Source organism: Arthrobacter koreensis (assembly GCF_035792275.1).
GTDB lineage: Bacteria > Actinomycetota > Actinomycetes > Actinomycetales > Micrococcaceae > Arthrobacter_B > Arthrobacter_B koreensis_A.
Genome location: NZ_JAMWKK010000005.1, coordinates 38,654 through 54,560, shown reverse-complemented (window position 1 = coordinate 54,560; position 15,907 = coordinate 38,654). Strand labels below are relative to the sequence as shown.

Genomic DNA, 15,907 nt, shown 5'->3' with positions numbered 1-15,907 from the left:
ACCGTGAGCAACTGCTGCATCAACCCGAGCATCCTGTCCGCCGACTTCGTGAACCTGGAAGCTGAGCTGGACCGCATCAGCGGCGCCGACGCCGTGCACGTGGACGTTATGGACAACCACTTTGTGCCGAACCTGACCATTGGCCTGCCCGTGGTCAAGCGCATCCAGGAGGTCAGCAGGCTGCCGCTGGACGCGCACCTGATGATCGCCGACGCCGACCGCTGGGCCCCGGCCTACGCCGAGGCAGGGCTGGCTTCCGTCACGTTCCACGTAGAGGCAGCCGCCGCACCCATCCGCCTGGCCCGTGAGCTGCGCGACCGAGGTGCGAAGGCCGGCATGGCCCTGAAGCCGGCCACACCGGTGGAGCCGTACCTGGACATGCTGCCGGAGCTGGACATGCTGCTGATCATGACGGTCGAACCCGGCTTCGGCGGCCAGAAGTTCCTGGACGTCACCCTGCCCAAGATCCGCCGGGCAGCCGCGGCCGTCCGCGGATCCGGGCTGCCAATCGCCATCCAGGTGGACGGCGGGATTGCCCCGGACACGATTGAACGTGCCGCGGAAGCCGGTGCCAACGTCTTTGTCGCTGGTTCAGCGGTCTACGGCACGCCGGACCCCAACGAGGCGATCGCGAAGCTCCGTGCCCAGGCCCAGGCTGTTACAGCGGCGGCCGAACCCGCTGCACCATAACCCGGCCAGTTTTCTCCCAGCCGGGATCCATGGCCTGCGGCCACTGCGCCGTCATCATGAACAGCAGCCCGCCGTCGTCCCCGCCGGCGGCGCAGGAGAAGCACCCGTCATCCAGCTGCACGGTTTGAAGCACTTCGCCGCCTTCCTGCACCCGGACACACCGTTCACCGGGAACCTCGGCAAACCAGATCCCGCCGTTTCCGTCCCAGCTGATACCGTCCGGAGCGCTGCCCTCGATGCTGGCCCACGTGTGGGACGGGGCGAGTGTTCCGTCCGGCAGGATCTCGAAGGACGTTAGCCGGCCGGCCTCGGACTCAGCCACCACCAGGAACCGGCCGTCGGCGGAGACAAGCATTCCGTTCGGAAACGCGAGGTTTCCTGCCACCTGCTGGATGGTCCCGTCCGGCCGGATCAGGGCGATCAGTCCATTCTGCTGCGGCGTGCCGGAGTAGTCCTGGCCGATTCCGTCGACGTAGATGTTGCCGGAAGGATGCACGGCGATCTCGTTCCAGGGGTACGGCGAAAGCCCGCGCAGGTCGGCGAGAGGAACCAGTCCGGCGTGCGGAACCTCCACAAGCACTGCGCCGTCGGAACCGGAAACGACGGCCATGCGGCCGTCGGGCAGCCAGTCGAACGTGATGGGAAAAGAGGAGACTCCCGCCACGCGGCGCACATTGCCGGCAGCGTCCAGGGCGGAAATCGTCCCGGCGGTCCAGTCCGCGAAATAGAACTCACCGGCATGCCAGCGAGCGGATTCCCCCATTCCCAGGCCGGTAACCAGCGTTGTTGCCTGCGCCATTGCGGCACCTCCTGCGAGCGGTTGGTTGACCTCCCAAACGACTCCAGTATGCGTCGGCGCCCCGGCGGGGAACAGGGCACCGGCCCGGACCGATAGGATAAGTGGCTTGCTTCCATCCCGAGAGGACACCCCCGAATGAGCCTGATCAGGCTGCAGGACGTCAACGTTGGCTTCGAGAAGAACCAGATCCTTCGGGAAGTCTTCTTCCGGCTCGAGCCAAAGGACCGGGTGGGCCTGATCGGCAAGAACGGCTCCGGGAAATCCACCCTGCTCAAGCTCATCCTGCAGCAGCTGGAACCGGACTCCGGCACCGTCAGCGTGGATGACGGCCTGAAGATCGGCTACTTCTCCCAGTTCTCCGAACTGGCCGGCGACACCACGGTCACCGAAGTCCTGAACGGTCTCTTCACCGAAATCCAGGAGATTGAAGCGGAGCTCGCCTCGATCGATGAGGCACTGGGCGCCGACCCGGATGAGAAGACCATGGACAAGCTCATCCGCCGCCAGGCCGAGCTCTTCGAAGCCATGGACCACCGGGACGGATGGGACTATCCGCGCCGGATCGACGCCGCGCTGACCACACTTGGGTTCAGCGAAGCTCACCGGACCTGCCCTATCGACGCCCTTTCCGGCGGCTGGCGCAACCGTGCGGCGCTGGCCAAGATCCTGCTGCAGGCACCGGATGTGCTGCTGCTGGACGAACCCACCAACTACCTCGACGTTGAGGGCGTCCAGTGGCTGGAAGGCTGGTTCCGCGACTTCCGCGGTGCCGCCGTCGTCGTCTCCCATGACCGGGCGTTCCTGGACGCCGTGGTCACCCGCATCGTCGAAGTGGAGAACTACCACCTGCACGAATATCCGGGAAACTTTGCCGAATACGTCATCCAGAAGCAGTTCCGGCTCAAGAGCCTGGCCTCCCAGTTCGTGCACGAATCGGAGCTGCTGGCCTTCGAAGCCGAGGGAATCGCGGACCGTCGGGAGGCGGCCAAGGCTGGCGGCCGGACCCTGGGCGCGAAGCTGGCCAAGATCAAGAAGTCCCGTGCGCCGCGGCCGGTGGACCAGATCATCACCGAGATCTATTCGGGCCTGCATGTGAAGGACAACCTGTGCCGGGTGCAGGATGTATCCAAGTCCTACGGGGACCGGATCCTGTTCAGCGGTGTGTCCTTCGAGATCCAGCGTGGCGACCGGCTGGTTGTCCTGGGTGCCAACGGCAGCGGCAAAACCACGCTGCTGCGTGTGCTCACCGGAGAGGAAACGCCTGACGCCGGCAAGGTGGCCTGGGCGAACGGCGCCGGGATGGTTTCCTACAACCAGGTCCTGGCGGAACTGGACGACGCCGACACGGTTACCCACGCGGTCAACGCGATGCCGGACAGCCTGGCGCTGAAGGCGACGAAGAAATCCGTCAACCGGTTCCTGGCCATGTTCCAGTTCTCCGAAGCGGACCTGAAGCAGAAGATCGGGAACCTTTCCGGCGGACAGAAGGCACGCGTGGCGATGGCCCAGTGCCTGCTTTCCGGGGCTTCCGTGCTGCTGCTCGATGAGCCGACCAACCACCTGGACCTCTCCAGCACCCAGGTCATGGAGCAGGCGCTGCTGCACTTCCCGGGAGCCGTGGTGGTGGTCAGCCACGACCGGTTCTTCACGGACAAAGTCGCCAACCGGCAGCTTGTTTTCGGCGCCGGCGGGGGAGCTCCGGGGGAGATCGACCTGCGGGTCGCCTAAGGCTCCGGCGGTATGACGGCGGTGTGACGGCGGGTGTCCGGGGATGACGCCCGGGGCGTAAAAGTTGAACCCGCCCAAACCACCTGTGCAAGAATGAATTAACAAACGTGCTCCGGGGTCGGTGTAATTCCGAACCGGCGGTTATAGTCCGCGACCCGCACGTCCGGCTGGGATCCCTCAGCAGGATGGACGGTTGAACCGGTGAAATTCCGGTACCGACAGTTAAAGTCTGGATGGGAGAAGCACGTACAGTTTGTTGAACCGACGCGTCGTCGTGCCCATTTGGGGTACCAGGCGACCCTCGGCGCACCGCACTGTCGTACCCCCGGAGCCGCCGCTACGGGATAAGGAACGACATTGGATTTTTTGCGGTGGCTCTTTGACGCGCAGATCCCCGTGGGGAGCTCTTCCCTGCTGGTGCGCGAAGTATTAGGCAACATTTTCGGGCTGCTCAGCGCCCTCGGCGGCATGCGCCGGAAGATCTGGGCCTGGCCGGTGGGCATTGCCGGCAACGTCCTTCTGCTCACCGTTTTCCTCGGCTCCATCTTCGGTGATGCCAGCACCGCCAACCTGCTCGGCCAGGCCGGCCGCCAGGTGATGTTCATCGCCGTCGCGATCTACGGCTGGCGCCGCTGGCAGGCCAGCAAAAGCTCCGGCGCGGACGCCGTCACTCCCCGGTGGGCCTCCGGCCGTGCCCGGATCGGCCTGGTTGCGGGCCTGATCCTCGGCACTGCCGCACTCACTCCGGTGTTCGGCATGCTGGGCTCCTACGAACCGGTCTGGGCGGATGCCTGGACCTTCGTCGGCTCGCTGCTGGCCACCTACGGCATGGCCAAGGGATGGGTGGAGTTCTGGCTGATCTGGGTGGCCGTGGACATTGTCGGTGTGCCGCTGCTCTTCAGCGCCGGCTACTACGCGACCGCGTTCATGTACCTCTTCTACGGCATCTTCACCCTGATCGGATTCTTCGTCTGGTGGCGGGCCAAAGCCAATGAGAAGCCCCAGGTACAGGTGTCCATGCCGGATCCCACGGTGCGGTAATCATGGGCTTCTCCCAGGCAGAACATGCGGCGATGGAGCAGGCGCTGCAGCTGGCACGCACGGGAGTGCGCGGCGCGAACCCCCTGGTAGGGGCAGTCATCCTGTCCCCGGCGGGGCAGGTCCTGGCCACCGGCCGGCACCGCGGCGCCGGAACCCCGCATGCCGAAGCCGACGCCCTGGCAGCCGCGGTTGAGGCCGGCATCGATGTGGGCGGGGCAACCATGGTGGTCACCCTGGAACCGTGCAACCACACCGGACGCACCGGACCCTGCGCGCAGGCCATCCTCCGTGCAGGGATCGCACGGGTGGTCTACGCAGCCGCGGACACCAACAACGACGCCGCCGGGGGAGCAGCAATGCTGGCCGCCGCCGGGGTGGAGGTTGAGGGCGGTCTGCTGGCGGAGGAATCCCGGGACCTGAACCACCGCTGGGCGGCTGCCGTTGCCGCCCACCGCCCGTTCGTGACGGTAAAAACCGCACAGACACTCGACGGCCGCACTGCCGCCGCCGACGGCACGAGCCAGTGGATCACCTCACCCGAGGCCCGGGTCGATGCCCAGGGGCTTCGGCTGCGGGCAGACGCCATCCTGGCGGGCACGGGAACCGTCCAGGCTGACAACCCGATGCTGACCGCCCGCAACCCGGACGGCAGCGATGCCGAAGACCAGCCGCTGCGCGTGGTCATGGGCCACACCCCGGTTCCTGCCGGCGCCCGCATCCGGGGGACCGACGGCAGGTTCCTCCAGCTGACCACGCATGATCCCGCCGTCGTACTGGCGGAACTGTATGCGCGCGGGGTGCGGCACGTGATGGTCGAGGGCGGCGGCACGGTAGCCGGTGCGTTCCTGCGTGCCGGGCTGGCCGATGAGCTGCTCGCCTACACGGCGCCCGCGCTCCTAGGCGCGGGCACTCCGGCATTCGCCGGACTCGGCATCACCACCATGGCGCAGGTTCAGCGGTGGCGCTGGGATTCGGCTGGGGGCGGCGCTGCCGTACCCGTGGGACCGGACCTGCGCCTGCATCTTGAACCGCTGCCAGAACCCACGATTGAACGACAGTAAGGACCCGAACGTGTTTACCGGCATTGTCGCTGAACAGGGCAGCGTTGTTTCCCTGGATACTGACGGATCCGGCGCCGGCAAGGTGCTGGTCATCGACGCTCCGGGCACGTCCGCGGAGCTTGGCCTGGGCGGATCGATCGCAGTCAACGGTGTCTGCCTCACTGCCACCGCGCTGGACGGAATCCGGATCTCGCTGGACGTGATGGGTGAAACCCTGGACCGTACCACCACGGGAAACCTGGTCCCCGGAAGCAAGGTGAACCTTGAACGCTGTGTTCCCGCCGGCGGGCGGTTGGACGGCCACGTGGTGCAGGGACACGTTGACGGCGTCGGAACGCTCCTGGAGCGCGAAGACCTGGGCAGCTGGGACCGGCTCCGATTCGGTGTTCCGGCCAGGCTGGCCCGCTACATCGCGGAGAAAGGCTCAATCGCCGTCGACGGCGTTTCCCTCACCGTCACGGCCGTGAGCGCGCCGCAGGATCCCGAACCCTGGTTCGAGGTCGGGCTGATTCCCACCACCTTGGCCGAGACCGGACTGGGCGCACTTGAACCAGGTTCCCCGGTGAACCTGGAGGTGGATGTACTGGCGAAATACGCCGAACGGCTGCTCGCGTTCGCCGCGCCCGCCGCTGCCGCAGATGAAGGGACGGTGCGCTCATGAGCACCCGCCTGGACTCTATTGAAGCGGCAGCCCGTGCAATCGCCGCGGGCGGCGCCGCCGTCGTCGTCGATGACGAGGACCGCGAAAACGAAGGCGACATCATCTTCGCCGCCCAGCACGCCACCCCGGAACTGATGGGCTTCACCGTGCGGTACACCTCCGGTGTGGTCTGCGTTCCGCTCCCCGGGGAGTGGGCGGACCGCCTCGGCCTGCCGCCCATGACTGCGGTGAACCAGGATGCGAAGGGCACCGCCTACACCGTGTCCTGCGACGCCGCCGCGGGCACGAGCACCGGCATCAGCGCCGCCGACCGCGCGCTGACCTCGCGGGTGCTGGCCGATCCGGGATCCACGGCCGGAGACCTGAACCGGCCGGGACACATCTTTCCGCTGCGCGCCCACGACGGCGGAGTCCGTGGCCGCCGCGGGCACACTGAGGCCGCGGTTGAACTCGCCCGGCTGGCCGGCTGCACGCCGGTTGGCGTGATCGCCGAGCTGGTGCACGACGACGGATCCATGATGCGGCTGCCCGCGCTGCGTGAATTCGCGGACGCGCACGGTCTGCCGCTGGTGTCGATTGAGGAGCTGGTTTTGTACCTCAACGCACCGGCAGTTGCGGGAGTCCGGCGGTGACCGGGGCGCAGAACGTAGTGCCGGGACCCGAGGTCCAGCTGCCGACGGCGTTTGGGAACTTCACCGCGCGGGTCTGGACGGACACCCGGACCGGCGCCGAGCACCTGAGTGTGTCAGCCCCGGGTGCAGAGCCCGGCGACGGCACCCCGCTGGTGCGGCTCCATTCCGAATGCCTGACCGGCGATGTGTTTGCCTCCTACCGCTGCGACTGCGGGGAACAGCTGGAACAGGCGCTCGGCCTGATCAGCCTGCACGGCGGAACCGTGCTGTACCTGCGCGGGCACGAGGGCCGGGGGATTGGCCTGGCGAACAAACTCCGCGCGTATGCGCTGCAGGAAGCCGGAGCGGACACCGTTGAGGCGAACGAACAGCTGGGCCTGCCGGTGGATGCGCGGGACTACCAGGCGGCGGCGGAGATCCTGCTGCTGATGGGCACGTCGCGGATCCGGCTGCTGACCAACAACCCCGTCAAGCGCGACCGCCTGGAAGCGTACGGCGTCGAGGTGGAGGCCATGGTTCCCACCGAAGTGCCGGTCCGGGCCGAAAACGAACGCTACCTGCAGACCAAGCGGGACCGCATGAACCACCATCTGAACCTGCTCCGGGCTCATCCCGTTCAGCAGAGCTAACTCTTACTTCTTCTACCAAAGGACAACAGACATGAGCGGACACGGCGCCCCCGAAAACGACGTCAGCGGCATCAAGGCCAAGGGCCTGGACATTAGGGTGGCCATTGTTGCCGCCAGCTGGCACACCGAAGTGATGAACGGCCTCATTGAGGGTTCGCTGCGCGCAGCGGCCGACGCCGGGCTTGGACCCAAGCTGATCCGGGTTCCGGGCACGTTCGAGCTCTCCGTGGCTGCCGCGCGGCTGGCACCGCACTTTGACGCCGTCGTTGCCCTCGGCGTCGTCATCCGCGGCGGGACCCCGCACTTTGATTACGTGTGTTCCTCGGCGACCCAGGGCCTGACCGAGGTGAGCGTGCGGACCGGAACCCCGGTCGGTTTCGGTGTGCTGACCTGCGACACCGAGGAACAGGCGCTGGACCGTGCCGGGCTTGAGGGCTCCTCGGAGGACAAGGGTTATGAGGCGTTTGCTGCTGTGGTGAACACCGTTGACGTGCTGCGCGGAGCCGGCGTCTAGGGCTCCTTCCGGGTACCGGTCAGGTCAGCTCCAGATCCTCCGCGACCACTCGGCCGCGGTGAATGACAGCGCGGCCCGGCAGCCGGTCCATCACAGCGGCCGTCACCGTGTCCCCCTCCAGCAGCACAAGCTCAGCCGGATCGCCCAGAGCAAGTCCGGGACGATCCGCAACGGATGACAGCCTGCGCGAGCGCGGATCGAGGACGCTGGCTCCGCCGACGGTCGCCACGGCAACACAGTGCTCGATGAGCTCATCGGCGCGGAACCGGCTGGTGAAGGCCAGCTGCCACGTCCGGTCCAGCATGTCTGCATTCCCATACGGGGACCAGTAGTCCCGCTGGCCGTCCTGGCCCAGCCCCACCCGGACCCCCGCCTCCGCGAGCTGCTGCAGCGGCAGGGGCTGGCCCGCCGGAGCAATAGTCGTCATGGAGATGTCCAGTGCCGCGAACTCATCGAGGAGGTCCTGGAGCTGGTCTGCGGGCAGGTCGGTCAATCCGTAACCGTGGGAAATGGTGACGAGCCCCTGCATGCCGAGGGCCTTCGTGCGTTCCACGATCAGCTGTGCACTGAACAGGCCCAGCTGGCCGGGCTCGTGCAGGTGGATGTCCACCGGAACGCCGTACTTTTCCGCGAGCCCAAAAACGATGTCCAGGTGCCGCACCGGATCGCGGTCCAGGGAGCACGGGTCAATGCCGCCGACGACGTCGGCACCCAGTTTGAGGGCTTCCTCCAGGACGTCGGCGCTGCCGTCTTCGCGGAGGAGTCCGGCCTGGGGGAAGGCGATGACCTCCACATCGGCCCGGTCCCGGTGGGATTCCCGGGCCGCGAGGACACCCTCGAAGCGCTCCAGCCCTGCGTCGACATCCACCTGGGCGTAGGTGCGGACCCGGGTGGTGCCGCGGGCAATCATCGCACCCAAACAGTTGGTGGCGCGGTCCGAAACGGAGGACTCGGCGTCGCGCCAGTTTCTCCGGTCATTGAGCATCATGCCCCATACCCCCGGGGCACCGGTATGGGGACGCATCGGCAGTCCCAGCCGGTTGGAGTCAAGATGCACATGGACGTCCGAGAACGAGGGAAGCAGGATGCGCCCCGCACCTTCGACTACAGCTGCGGGCGCCGCAGCGTGCGCGGAGCCGCTGGCTGCAGGAGGCACAGGCCCGAGGGCTGAGATCACCCCTCCGTCCAGCGTCACATCGGTGAGTTCTGCGCCCCAGGGGCGGACATTGCGGAGGATGACGGTCAAGGTATCGATGTCCTGTTCCGGAGGGTTGCTTGGGCCGGGAGGCGTTCACTGCGGGACGGGATCCCCGCACAAGTAGATCCTCCCATCGCGGGCATGCACCCGTGACCTGACGCGCCGGGGAAGCTAAGCCTGGGTGTTGTCCCGCTCCGGCGTACGGATCCTCAGGAAGGCAATGAGGCCCGCGGCCAGGAACAGCGCCGCCGTCGCCAGGGCCGTCCGCTGGAACCCGGGGTAGTCCAGGGACCCGCCGGAAATGCTGCCGATGAGGGCTACCGTAACCAGGCCGGCCACACGGCTGACGGCGTTGTTGACCGCTGACCCGATGCCGGCGTCGGTCTCATCCAGTGCACCGAGCACAGCGGCGGTGAGCGGAGCGACCATCACGGCCAGCCCCAGGCTGAACAGCAGCAGGCCTGGCAGCAGCTGGGTGACGAAGTTCAGCGGCGGACTGACCGTGAGTATCAGCAGGAACCCGATCCCCATAATCGCCGGCCCGGCGGTCATAAAGATCCGCGGCCCGTGTTTGCCGGCGAGGTTGCCGAAGTAGGTTGAGAACGCCAGCATCGCCAGCGGAAGGGGCAGCGAAATAAGCCCCGCTTCGATCGCGCTGAAACCCGCAGCTTCCTGGACAAAAACGGTCAGGGCAAAACTGCCGAGGGACAGGGCGCCGTAAGCCGCCGCGGTCACCAGGTTGCCGTAGCGGAAATTGCGGGCGTGGAAGAGGCGAAGCGGCATCATCGGTGCCCTGGCCCGCGACTCGCGGAGGACGAAGAGCGCGAGTGCGCTCACGCCCGCAACCAGCGGTAGTAGAACTGCCGGATCGCCCCAGCCCAGACGCTCCTGTTCGATCAGCGCGTACACCGACCCGCCCAGCCCGGTGACCGCCAGCAGCGCACCCGGGATGTCCAGCGCCGTCCGCCGCCGCGGGCTGTCCTGGAGTCCGGCCATGAGGATCAGCGTCAGTGCAACCGGCAGCACGTTTACGCCGAAAATCAGCCGCCAGCTCGCCCAGTCCACCAGCACGCCGCCCAGCAGCGGACCAACGATTGCCGCGGTTCCGGTCCAGGCCGTCCAGGTGCCGATTGCCCTGGCGCGTGCTGGTCCGGCATATCCTGCAGTGATCAGCGCCAGGCTGCTTGGCACCAGCAGGGCGGCGGCTATGCCCTGGAGCGCGCGGGCGAAGACCAGGACCTCCGGCGTCCAGGCGAGTGCACACAGGATGGAGGCTGCGCCAAAGCCGGCCAGCCCCCAGGCAAGCACACGAAGCCTTCCAAACGAATCGGAGAGGGACCCGGCAAGCAGGATCAGCGCCCCAAGTGTCAGCAGATAGGCATTCACGGTCCACTGCTGCGTGACCAGGCCGCCGCCCAGCTCCGTGCCGATTGCCGGCAGGGCCACCGTGACAATACTGCCGTCCAGAAACGCTACGAAGGAGGCCAGAATCGCGACGACGAGCAGGCGGCTGCGCTTGCTTGCAGGGGCGGGAGCTGTTTCTGCCATGTGGTGCGCCCTTTCAGGACAGGGTGGCATGTGCTCCCATCATTCCACCGAACTCCGCCGTGCAGCATTGCTTCGGGGACAGCTGAACCAGGAAGTGCTGGCGGAACGCGGTGGCGTACGCGTCCTTCATGCCTGCCGGGGCCAGGGACTTCATGGACCAGCTGAAGGCTACCGGGACTACGTTCATAGCCCTGTTTACGGACATCGGGGACAACTGATGCGGAATTCCGGCAGGCTCACCTAGCGGCACCTAGCTGGGCTTTAGGAAGCTGACGGGCCCTGCGCGGCAAGTTCTGCTGACAGCTCCATGCTGCGCAGGCGGGCAGGGGAGAAGTCATAGGGCATTCTTCCGACCGCTTCCACGAGGCTCATGGAACCCTCCGGCCCGCGCTGGCATGCGTCAGGTGCAGCAGGGTGCAGCGCCTCCCAGGAATCGAAAAGCGCCTCGTTGCTCTCCGCCAGCCCGGACTCCTCGATGACGGACTCCAAGGCGAGTTCGAAAGCGTGGCGCTCGGCAGCCACCTGCATCACCCGGGGGTCATCGACGGCGACCGAGTCATCGAGGCCCTCTTCTGCGGCGTCGACGCGGTCTGATTCCTCCCTCAGTTCCGGGTGGGCGGCGAGGGCGATGAAGCGGCCGGCTTGAACCGCCGAGCCAAGCGGGCCAAAGGTGTGTTCTGAGAGGAGCAGGCTGTCCAGATCTGCCAGGCGCAGGGATCCCTCGGGCAGCCCCTCCAAACGGTCGGCGACGAAGTCGGACAGCAAAGCCAGCCTGCCGTCGAAGGTGCCGGCGCGCCGGCCCGGGGCATCGTCGTCGGCGGTGGAGGGTGCCGGGTCCGCAAAGGCTTTCCGGATATCGTCCAGGGCGATGCCCGCGCCGGCCATCTTTTCGATCCAGAGAAGCCGGATGAAATCGTCGTAGCCGTACCGGGGATCTTCACTGTCGCCGGCGGGAGAGGAGAACAGTCCGGCCTCCTGGTAGCGGCGGATGTCCTCCGGCGTGGACCTGGCGAGCAGAGCCGCTTCACTGATCGAGACCGAACGGGGCGGAGAAAAGGACAAGTCCATGGCTGTTGCCTTCCTAGGCCGGCAGGGTGTCCATACACAGTAGCGTGACAAGGGAGTTTCATCGTTTCCCGTTTCGGCGTCCGGTATGCGATGGTTCACGTCATGGCCAACAGTGCAGCACAGTCGAAGACGGCGGACGGCGTGCCCCTCGGCTCTTCCTTCTGGAAGCTGTGGACTTCATCGGGGCTGTCCAACCTGGCGGACGGGGTCTTCAAGATTGCGCTCCCGTTGATGGCGATTCAGCTCACGCAGTCTCCTACGCTGATCGCCGGACTGGCTGTCGCCGCAACGCTTCCGTGGCTTCTCTTCGCGCTGACCGCGGGTGCCCTGGCTGATCGACTGGACCGGCGGAAGCTGATGCTGTGGGCCAACGTCAGCCGCGCTGCCCTGCCTGCCCTCCTGGCCGCGGTGATCCTGCTTGACCTGGGGTCCATTTGGGCTCTGTACGTCGTCGCCCTGATGGTGGGGGTCTCGGAAACCCTGTACGACACCTCGGCGCAGTCGATCCTGCCGCAGGTGGTGAAGCGGGAGCAGCTTTCACGTGCCAACGGCCGGCTCTATGCCGTTGAGCTGACCGCCAACCAGTTCATTGGACCTCCGTTGGGCGGTCTCCTGGTGGGTCTTGGCCTGATGGCCGGAATGGCCGTGCCGGCAGCGCTGTGGCTGACGGCGGTCGGAGCGCTGCTGATGCTGCCCGGCAGTTTCCGGGTGGAGCGGGAACAGAAGACAACACTTCGGTTCGACATCAAGGAAGGGCTGAAGTTCCTGTGGAGCCAGAAAATCCTTCGCACTTTGGCGCTGATGACCGGAGTCCTCAACTTCGCGTCCAATGCCGCCTTCGCCGTCCTCGTGCTGTTCGCCGTTGGGCCGGGCTCCGTAATGGGATTGTCGGAGGCTGGGTTTGGTTTGCTCCTGACGACGTCGGCAATCGGCGCCTTTATTGGTTCCTTTCTGGCGGAATCAGTGGAAGCGAAACTGGGCCGCTCCAGGTCCCTGGTGCTCACCATCCTTGGCTGCGCGCTGTTCGTGGGAGCACCGGCGCTCACCAGCAACCCCTACATCCTGGGTGCAAGCTTCTTTCTGGGAGGCATGCTGGCCGTTCTGTGGAACGTCATCACGGTCACGCTGCGGCAGCGGATCGCTCCCGCCAGGCTGCTGGGGCGCATCAACAGTGCGTACCGCCTGCTGGCCTGGGGAACAATGCCGCTCGGAGCGGCGGCCGGGGGAGTGCTGGCCCAATGGCTGGGGCTGCAGGCCATGTTCGGCATCATGGGGGTGCTTACCCTGGCGCTGCTGGTGATGATGCCAATTCTCAACGACAATGCAATCGCTGCGGCGGAGCTCGCCGGGTGACACCGGATGCTGCCGTTTTACTCATAGAACTCCGGCCGGCCCCGCTGACGCAGTGTGCACGGCCCTAACCCTGCTCCGGGTGAAGCGAGACATCCGCATCGGTTTCGACCCATCGGGTGAAGGTGGCGGTGAATCCTGCCCGCGTGGGTGAGGCACAAAAGGGGCCGGCTTCGACACTCGCCGTCTCACTCAAGGGAGCGACCCGGATGAGACGAAAAGGTTCATCTCCGGCGCGTGCCCTGATGGTTGCAGCGTTCCCGGATCTGCTCAACCGCACTGTAATCTCACGATCCTTCCACTCCGGAACAGGTGCCACCGACCAGTCCGAGACCTCCCGCGTTACGACGGCACCGACCTGCGGAGTCCCGTCGGAAATCTCCACACCGGCCTTGATCCAAACGGATTCCGAGACGTGAAGATAGATTCCTGCCTGATCGAACTGCTCCGCGTAGTCCAGGAGAAACGAGACCTCCACCGCGCCTTCCGCGCCCAACGGCGCAAGGAGGGCATGTGCACTGTCGTGGACAAACTTATACGAGGTGTGCCGCCAGGCGTCACTTTCCTCGGCTGCGGTCACCTGCAGATGAGGCCCGTCACTGACGACTCGCACCGGTGGATTACGCCACGTCCCCCGGTCCCAGCTAATCCGGTTTTCCTTGATGTCCGTCATCACGCTCTTCCCTTTGAATTCTGAGTTGATTGCCAACTTATCGTTAGGGGGCCCGACGGTCCGGTTCGGCCGCCGGGCGTCCGGAAGGTACTTGGCATCAAAGGACTCCGCGTTTGCTCGTTCGCCGCAGGTTCTCCACGGCGTGCCGGCTGACGCCAAAGGACAGCCGACGCGGAGTTCTCTCTGTATGCCTGCGGGAAAAGAACACGGCGCCAACGGCGAGAGCCACCACGGCAGCGTTCGCCGTGATGGTGCCCGCCCAGGTGGTCGGTGGAACTCCGGCGGTGAAGCTGGCTGCATTGAACATGGTGTGGAAGAGGACGCAGAGGAACACCGCGTTTTGGGCTGACACAGCGAGGACCGCACCGTAGAGGAAGCGGAAAGCCATGATCTGAACAGCGAACATCCAGAAGTTGATGACACCTGATTCATGATTCGTGCCAGGGATGAAGAACAGTGGCAGGTGCCAGAGCAACCAGATGGTCCCGACCGCCAGAGAGGAAACCAGGAACCCCCACCGCCGGTCGAGCTGCGGCTGCAGCGCCGTCATCCACCCGGCCTCTTCCAGGCCGCCAATAATGAGGTTGCCGGGCAGGGACAGGATTAACATGAACCAGGGGAGTGCATAGGCAGAGGGCCCGGACACGAGCAGATGGAGCAGGAAGTACAGGACAAGCGCCGAGAGGACTAACAGAAAACCTGCCGGACGTCCTTTGGCAAAGAAAACGATCCGCAGCCATTCCCGAACACCGGATACCTTGCCGCCCCTTCGGAGGACGATGTAGGAAGCGATGGCGGGGGAGAGGATGTAAATCGAGAACGGCACATTCGCGAGGAACTCGGGGAAAGTCGTGACTACATTGTTCATCTCGTACCCGAAACGTCCGGCGATGACCAGAGCGCCTGCGAAGCCGTAGGCGATCAGGAAGGTCAGGGCCGTGAACTGCCATGCGATCCGTGAGTCCGTCACGCTGCAACGATATATCGCTCGGTTGCTGACCAATCCTCCACACCCGCCCGCAGAAGCGGTGTTCGTCACACACGCGGGCCGGAATGGGGCAGACTGTGACGCAGCGCGTACCCTTATTCTGTGAAAACCTTCGAAGAGCTATTTGCCGAACTCAGTGAGAAGGCGGAGAACCGGCCAGCCGGTTCACGCACCGTCGCCGAACTGGAGTCAGGCGTTCACGGCATCGGCAAGAAGGTAGTCGAAGAAGCCGCCGAAGTCTGGATGGCCGCCGAGTACGAGTCTGATGAAGCCGCCGCCGAGGAAATCTCCCAGCTGCTCTACCACCTGCAGGTGCTGATGCTGGCCAAAGGCCTCACCCTGCAGGACATCTACAAGCATCTCTAGCCACGCGCTGCCTTTGAGTACTCCTCAAACTTGAGCACCCCTCAAACAGTGTGTGGCCCGCCGGCAGGCCCAGTACCCATCTGACTTCCAGCGAAAGAAACAAAATCAAATGCTCCGTGTAGCAGTGCCCAACAAGGGCGCCCTTTCCGAATCCGCCTCCGCCATGCTCTCCGAGGCCGGATACCGCCAGCGCCGCGACAGCCGCGAACTGGTGATGGTCGATCCCGACAATGACATTGAATTCTTCTTCCTCCGCCCCCGCGATATTGCCGTCTACGTCGGCTCCGGAACGCTCGACGTCGGACTTACCGGCCGCGACCTGTTCCTGGACGCGCAGGTAGAAGCCGAAGAGCTGATGAGCCTCGGCTTCGGCGCCTCAACATTCCGCTTCGCCGGACCGGTAGGGGAGTTCGCCTCCCTGGCGGAGCTCAACGGCAAGCGCGTAGCCACCAGCTACGACGGCCTGCTGCGTGACTACCTCGCCGAACACGGCGTGGACGCCTCCGTGGTGCGCCTCGACGGCGCTGTCGAATCCTCCGTACGCCTCGGCGTCGCTGATGCGATCGCCGACGTCGTTGAAACCGGAACCACCCTCCGTGCCGCAGGCATGGAGATCTTCGGCGAACCGATCCTGAAGTCCGAGGCCGTGCTGATCGGCCGCAAGGGTGCCAACCCTGCCGGACTCGACGTGCTCAAGCGCCGCCTCAAGGGCGTCCTGGTAGCGCGCCAGTACGTGATGATGGACTACGACGTCCGCAAGGAACTGGTGGAGGCGGCAGCAGCGCTCACGCCAGGTCTCGAATCCCCCACGGTCTCCCCGCTGCGGGACTCCGACTGGGTGGCCGTGCGCTCGATGATCAAGAAGTCGGACACCAACCGCATCATGGATGAACTGTACGATCTGGGCGCCCGCGCCATCCTGGTCAGCACCATCCACGCCTGCCGGATCTAGGGGGAGCGG

The 15,907-nt window shown here is 65.6% G+C and carries 18 protein-coding genes and 1 riboswitch; of the genes, 11 read left to right on the top strand and 7 right to left on the bottom strand.

The window, feature by feature from the left end:
• Nucleotides 1-3: 3 nt before the first annotated feature.
• A complete protein-coding gene (gene rpe, locus NGB94_RS06560; RefSeq protein ID WP_325789819.1) occupies nucleotides 4-690 on the top strand; it encodes a ribulose-phosphate 3-epimerase in 687 nt (228 codons plus the stop codon).
• Here the strand turns inward: rpe and NGB94_RS06555 are convergent.
• Nucleotides 659-1,489: an SMP-30/gluconolactonase/LRE family protein gene (locus tag NGB94_RS06555; RefSeq protein WP_325789818.1), complete on the bottom strand. Its 831-nt coding sequence runs from the start codon at nucleotides 1,487-1,489 to the stop codon at nucleotides 659-661. The two genes, rpe and NGB94_RS06555, sit on opposite strands and share 32 nt — an antisense overlap.
• A gap of 135 nt (nucleotides 1,490-1,624) precedes the next feature.
• Between NGB94_RS06555 and NGB94_RS06550 the strand changes: the two genes are divergently transcribed.
• From NGB94_RS06550 to ribH, 7 genes are all read left to right on the top strand, one after another.
• Nucleotides 1,625-3,217 carry an ABC-F family ATP-binding cassette domain-containing protein gene (locus tag NGB94_RS06550; RefSeq protein WP_325789817.1) on the top strand — a complete coding sequence of 531 codons (1,593 nt, stop codon included), beginning with the start codon at nucleotides 1,625-1,627 and terminating at the stop codon, nucleotides 3,215-3,217.
• Between the two features lie 103 nt (nucleotides 3,218-3,320).
• A riboswitch (FMN riboswitch) is annotated at nucleotides 3,321-3,467 on the top strand.
• A gap of 107 nt (nucleotides 3,468-3,574) precedes the next feature.
• Nucleotides 3,575-4,258, top strand: coding sequence for a nicotinamide riboside transporter PnuC (gene pnuC, locus NGB94_RS06545; protein WP_325789816.1), 684 nt, complete (start codon nucleotides 3,575-3,577; stop codon nucleotides 4,256-4,258).
• A gap of 2 nt (nucleotides 4,259-4,260) precedes the next feature.
• Nucleotides 4,261-5,319, top strand: coding sequence for a bifunctional diaminohydroxyphosphoribosylaminopyrimidine deaminase/5-amino-6-(5-phosphoribosylamino)uracil reductase RibD (gene ribD / locus NGB94_RS06540; protein WP_325789815.1), 1,059 nt, complete (start codon nucleotides 4,261-4,263; stop codon nucleotides 5,317-5,319).
• Between the two features lie 10 nt (nucleotides 5,320-5,329).
• Nucleotides 5,330-5,980: a riboflavin synthase gene (locus NGB94_RS06535; protein WP_325790020.1), complete on the top strand. Its 651-nt coding sequence runs from the start codon at nucleotides 5,330-5,332 to the stop codon at nucleotides 5,978-5,980.
• Nucleotides 5,977-6,612: a 3,4-dihydroxy-2-butanone-4-phosphate synthase gene (gene ribB, locus NGB94_RS06530; protein ID WP_325789814.1), complete on the top strand. Its 636-nt coding sequence runs from the start codon at nucleotides 5,977-5,979 to the stop codon at nucleotides 6,610-6,612. Before NGB94_RS06535 ends, ribB begins: the two co-directional genes overlap by 4 nt.
• The gene (ribA, locus tag NGB94_RS06525) at nucleotides 6,609-7,241 is read left to right on the top strand and encodes a GTP cyclohydrolase II (protein WP_325789813.1); all 633 of its coding nucleotides are present in this window, start codon (nucleotides 6,609-6,611) and stop codon (nucleotides 7,239-7,241) included. The genes ribB and ribA overlap by 4 nt, the downstream gene beginning before the upstream one ends.
• Nucleotides 7,242-7,272: 31 nt before the next feature.
• The gene (gene ribH, locus NGB94_RS06520) at nucleotides 7,273-7,755 is read left to right on the top strand and encodes a 6,7-dimethyl-8-ribityllumazine synthase (RefSeq protein ID WP_325789812.1); all 483 of its coding nucleotides are present in this window, start codon (nucleotides 7,273-7,275) and stop codon (nucleotides 7,753-7,755) included.
• 19 nt (nucleotides 7,756-7,774) lie between these two features.
• Here ribH and NGB94_RS06515 read toward each other — a convergent pair whose 3' ends face one another.
• The 4 genes from NGB94_RS06515 to NGB94_RS06500 form a co-directional block, all read right to left on the bottom strand.
• On the bottom strand, nucleotides 7,775-9,001 hold the full coding sequence (locus NGB94_RS06515) for an amidohydrolase family protein (RefSeq protein WP_325789811.1): 1,227 nt from the start codon (nucleotides 8,999-9,001) through the stop codon (nucleotides 7,775-7,777).
• Between the two features lie 123 nt (nucleotides 9,002-9,124).
• A complete protein-coding gene (locus NGB94_RS06510) occupies nucleotides 9,125-10,501 on the bottom strand; it encodes an MFS transporter (RefSeq protein ID WP_325789810.1) in 1,377 nt (458 codons plus the stop codon).
• Nucleotides 10,502-10,514: 13 nt separating this feature from the next.
• Nucleotides 10,515-10,688 (bottom strand): hypothetical protein, encoded by a 174-nt coding sequence (locus NGB94_RS06505; protein WP_325789809.1) that lies wholly within the window; start codon nucleotides 10,686-10,688, stop codon nucleotides 10,515-10,517.
• Nucleotides 10,689-10,762: 74 nt separating this feature from the next.
• Nucleotides 10,763-11,569 (bottom strand): MerR family transcriptional regulator, encoded by an 807-nt coding sequence (locus NGB94_RS06500; protein ID WP_325789808.1) that lies wholly within the window; start codon nucleotides 11,567-11,569, stop codon nucleotides 10,763-10,765.
• A 102-nt stretch (nucleotides 11,570-11,671) separates the two neighbouring features.
• On the opposite strand from NGB94_RS06500, the gene NGB94_RS06495 reads away from it, so the two are divergent.
• Nucleotides 11,672-12,922, top strand: coding sequence for an MFS transporter (locus NGB94_RS06495; protein ID WP_325789807.1), 1,251 nt, complete (start codon nucleotides 11,672-11,674; stop codon nucleotides 12,920-12,922).
• 64 nt (nucleotides 12,923-12,986) lie between these two features.
• On the opposite strand, the gene NGB94_RS06490 is transcribed toward NGB94_RS06495, so the two are convergent.
• A complete protein-coding gene (locus tag NGB94_RS06490; RefSeq protein WP_325789806.1) occupies nucleotides 12,987-13,592 on the bottom strand; it encodes a DUF1349 domain-containing protein in 606 nt (201 codons plus the stop codon).
• Between the two features lie 97 nt (nucleotides 13,593-13,689).
• Nucleotides 13,690-14,562 carry a type II CAAX prenyl endopeptidase Rce1 family protein gene (locus tag NGB94_RS06485; protein WP_325789805.1) on the bottom strand — a complete coding sequence of 291 codons (873 nt, stop codon included), beginning with the start codon at nucleotides 14,560-14,562 and terminating at the stop codon, nucleotides 13,690-13,692.
• A 120-nt stretch (nucleotides 14,563-14,682) separates the two neighbouring features.
• Between NGB94_RS06485 and NGB94_RS06480 the strand changes: the two genes are divergently transcribed.
• Both NGB94_RS06480 and hisG read left to right on the top strand, forming a co-directional pair.
• The gene (locus NGB94_RS06480) at nucleotides 14,683-14,946 is read left to right on the top strand and encodes a phosphoribosyl-ATP diphosphatase (protein WP_325789804.1); all 264 of its coding nucleotides are present in this window, start codon (nucleotides 14,683-14,685) and stop codon (nucleotides 14,944-14,946) included.
• A 109-nt stretch (nucleotides 14,947-15,055) separates the two neighbouring features.
• Nucleotides 15,056-15,898 carry an ATP phosphoribosyltransferase gene (hisG, locus tag NGB94_RS06475; RefSeq protein ID WP_325789803.1) on the top strand — a complete coding sequence of 281 codons (843 nt, stop codon included), beginning with the start codon at nucleotides 15,056-15,058 and terminating at the stop codon, nucleotides 15,896-15,898.
• Nucleotides 15,899-15,907: the final 9 nt, after the last annotated feature.

Coding starts and splice junctions, on each gene's coding strand:
- NGB94_RS06555 (WP_325789818.1), bottom strand. CDS start 1,489: ATGGCGCAGGCAACAACGCTGGTTACCGGCCTGGGAATGGGGGAATCC.
- NGB94_RS06550 (WP_325789817.1), top strand. CDS start 1,625: ATGAGCCTGATCAGGCTGCAGGACGTCAACGTTGGCTTCGAGAAGAAC.
- ribD (WP_325789815.1), top strand. CDS start 4,261: ATGGGCTTCTCCCAGGCAGAACATGCGGCGATGGAGCAGGCGCTGCAG.
- ribB (WP_325789814.1), top strand. CDS start 5,977: ATGAGCACCCGCCTGGACTCTATTGAAGCGGCAGCCCGTGCAATCGCC.
- ribH (WP_325789812.1), top strand. CDS start 7,273: ATGAGCGGACACGGCGCCCCCGAAAACGACGTCAGCGGCATCAAGGCC.
- NGB94_RS06510 (WP_325789810.1), bottom strand. CDS start 10,501: ATGGCAGAAACAGCTCCCGCCCCTGCAAGCAAGCGCAGCCGCCTGCTC.
- NGB94_RS06505 (WP_325789809.1), bottom strand. CDS start 10,688: ATGAACGTAGTCCCGGTAGCCTTCAGCTGGTCCATGAAGTCCCTGGCC.
- NGB94_RS06500 (WP_325789808.1), bottom strand. CDS start 11,569: ATGGACTTGTCCTTTTCTCCGCCCCGTTCGGTCTCGATCAGTGAAGCG.
- NGB94_RS06495 (WP_325789807.1), top strand. CDS start 11,672: ATGGCCAACAGTGCAGCACAGTCGAAGACGGCGGACGGCGTGCCCCTC.
- NGB94_RS06490 (WP_325789806.1), bottom strand. CDS start 13,592: ATGACGGACATCAAGGAAAACCGGATTAGCTGGGACCGGGGGACGTGG.
- hisG (WP_325789803.1), top strand. CDS start 15,056: ATGCTCCGTGTAGCAGTGCCCAACAAGGGCGCCCTTTCCGAATCCGCC.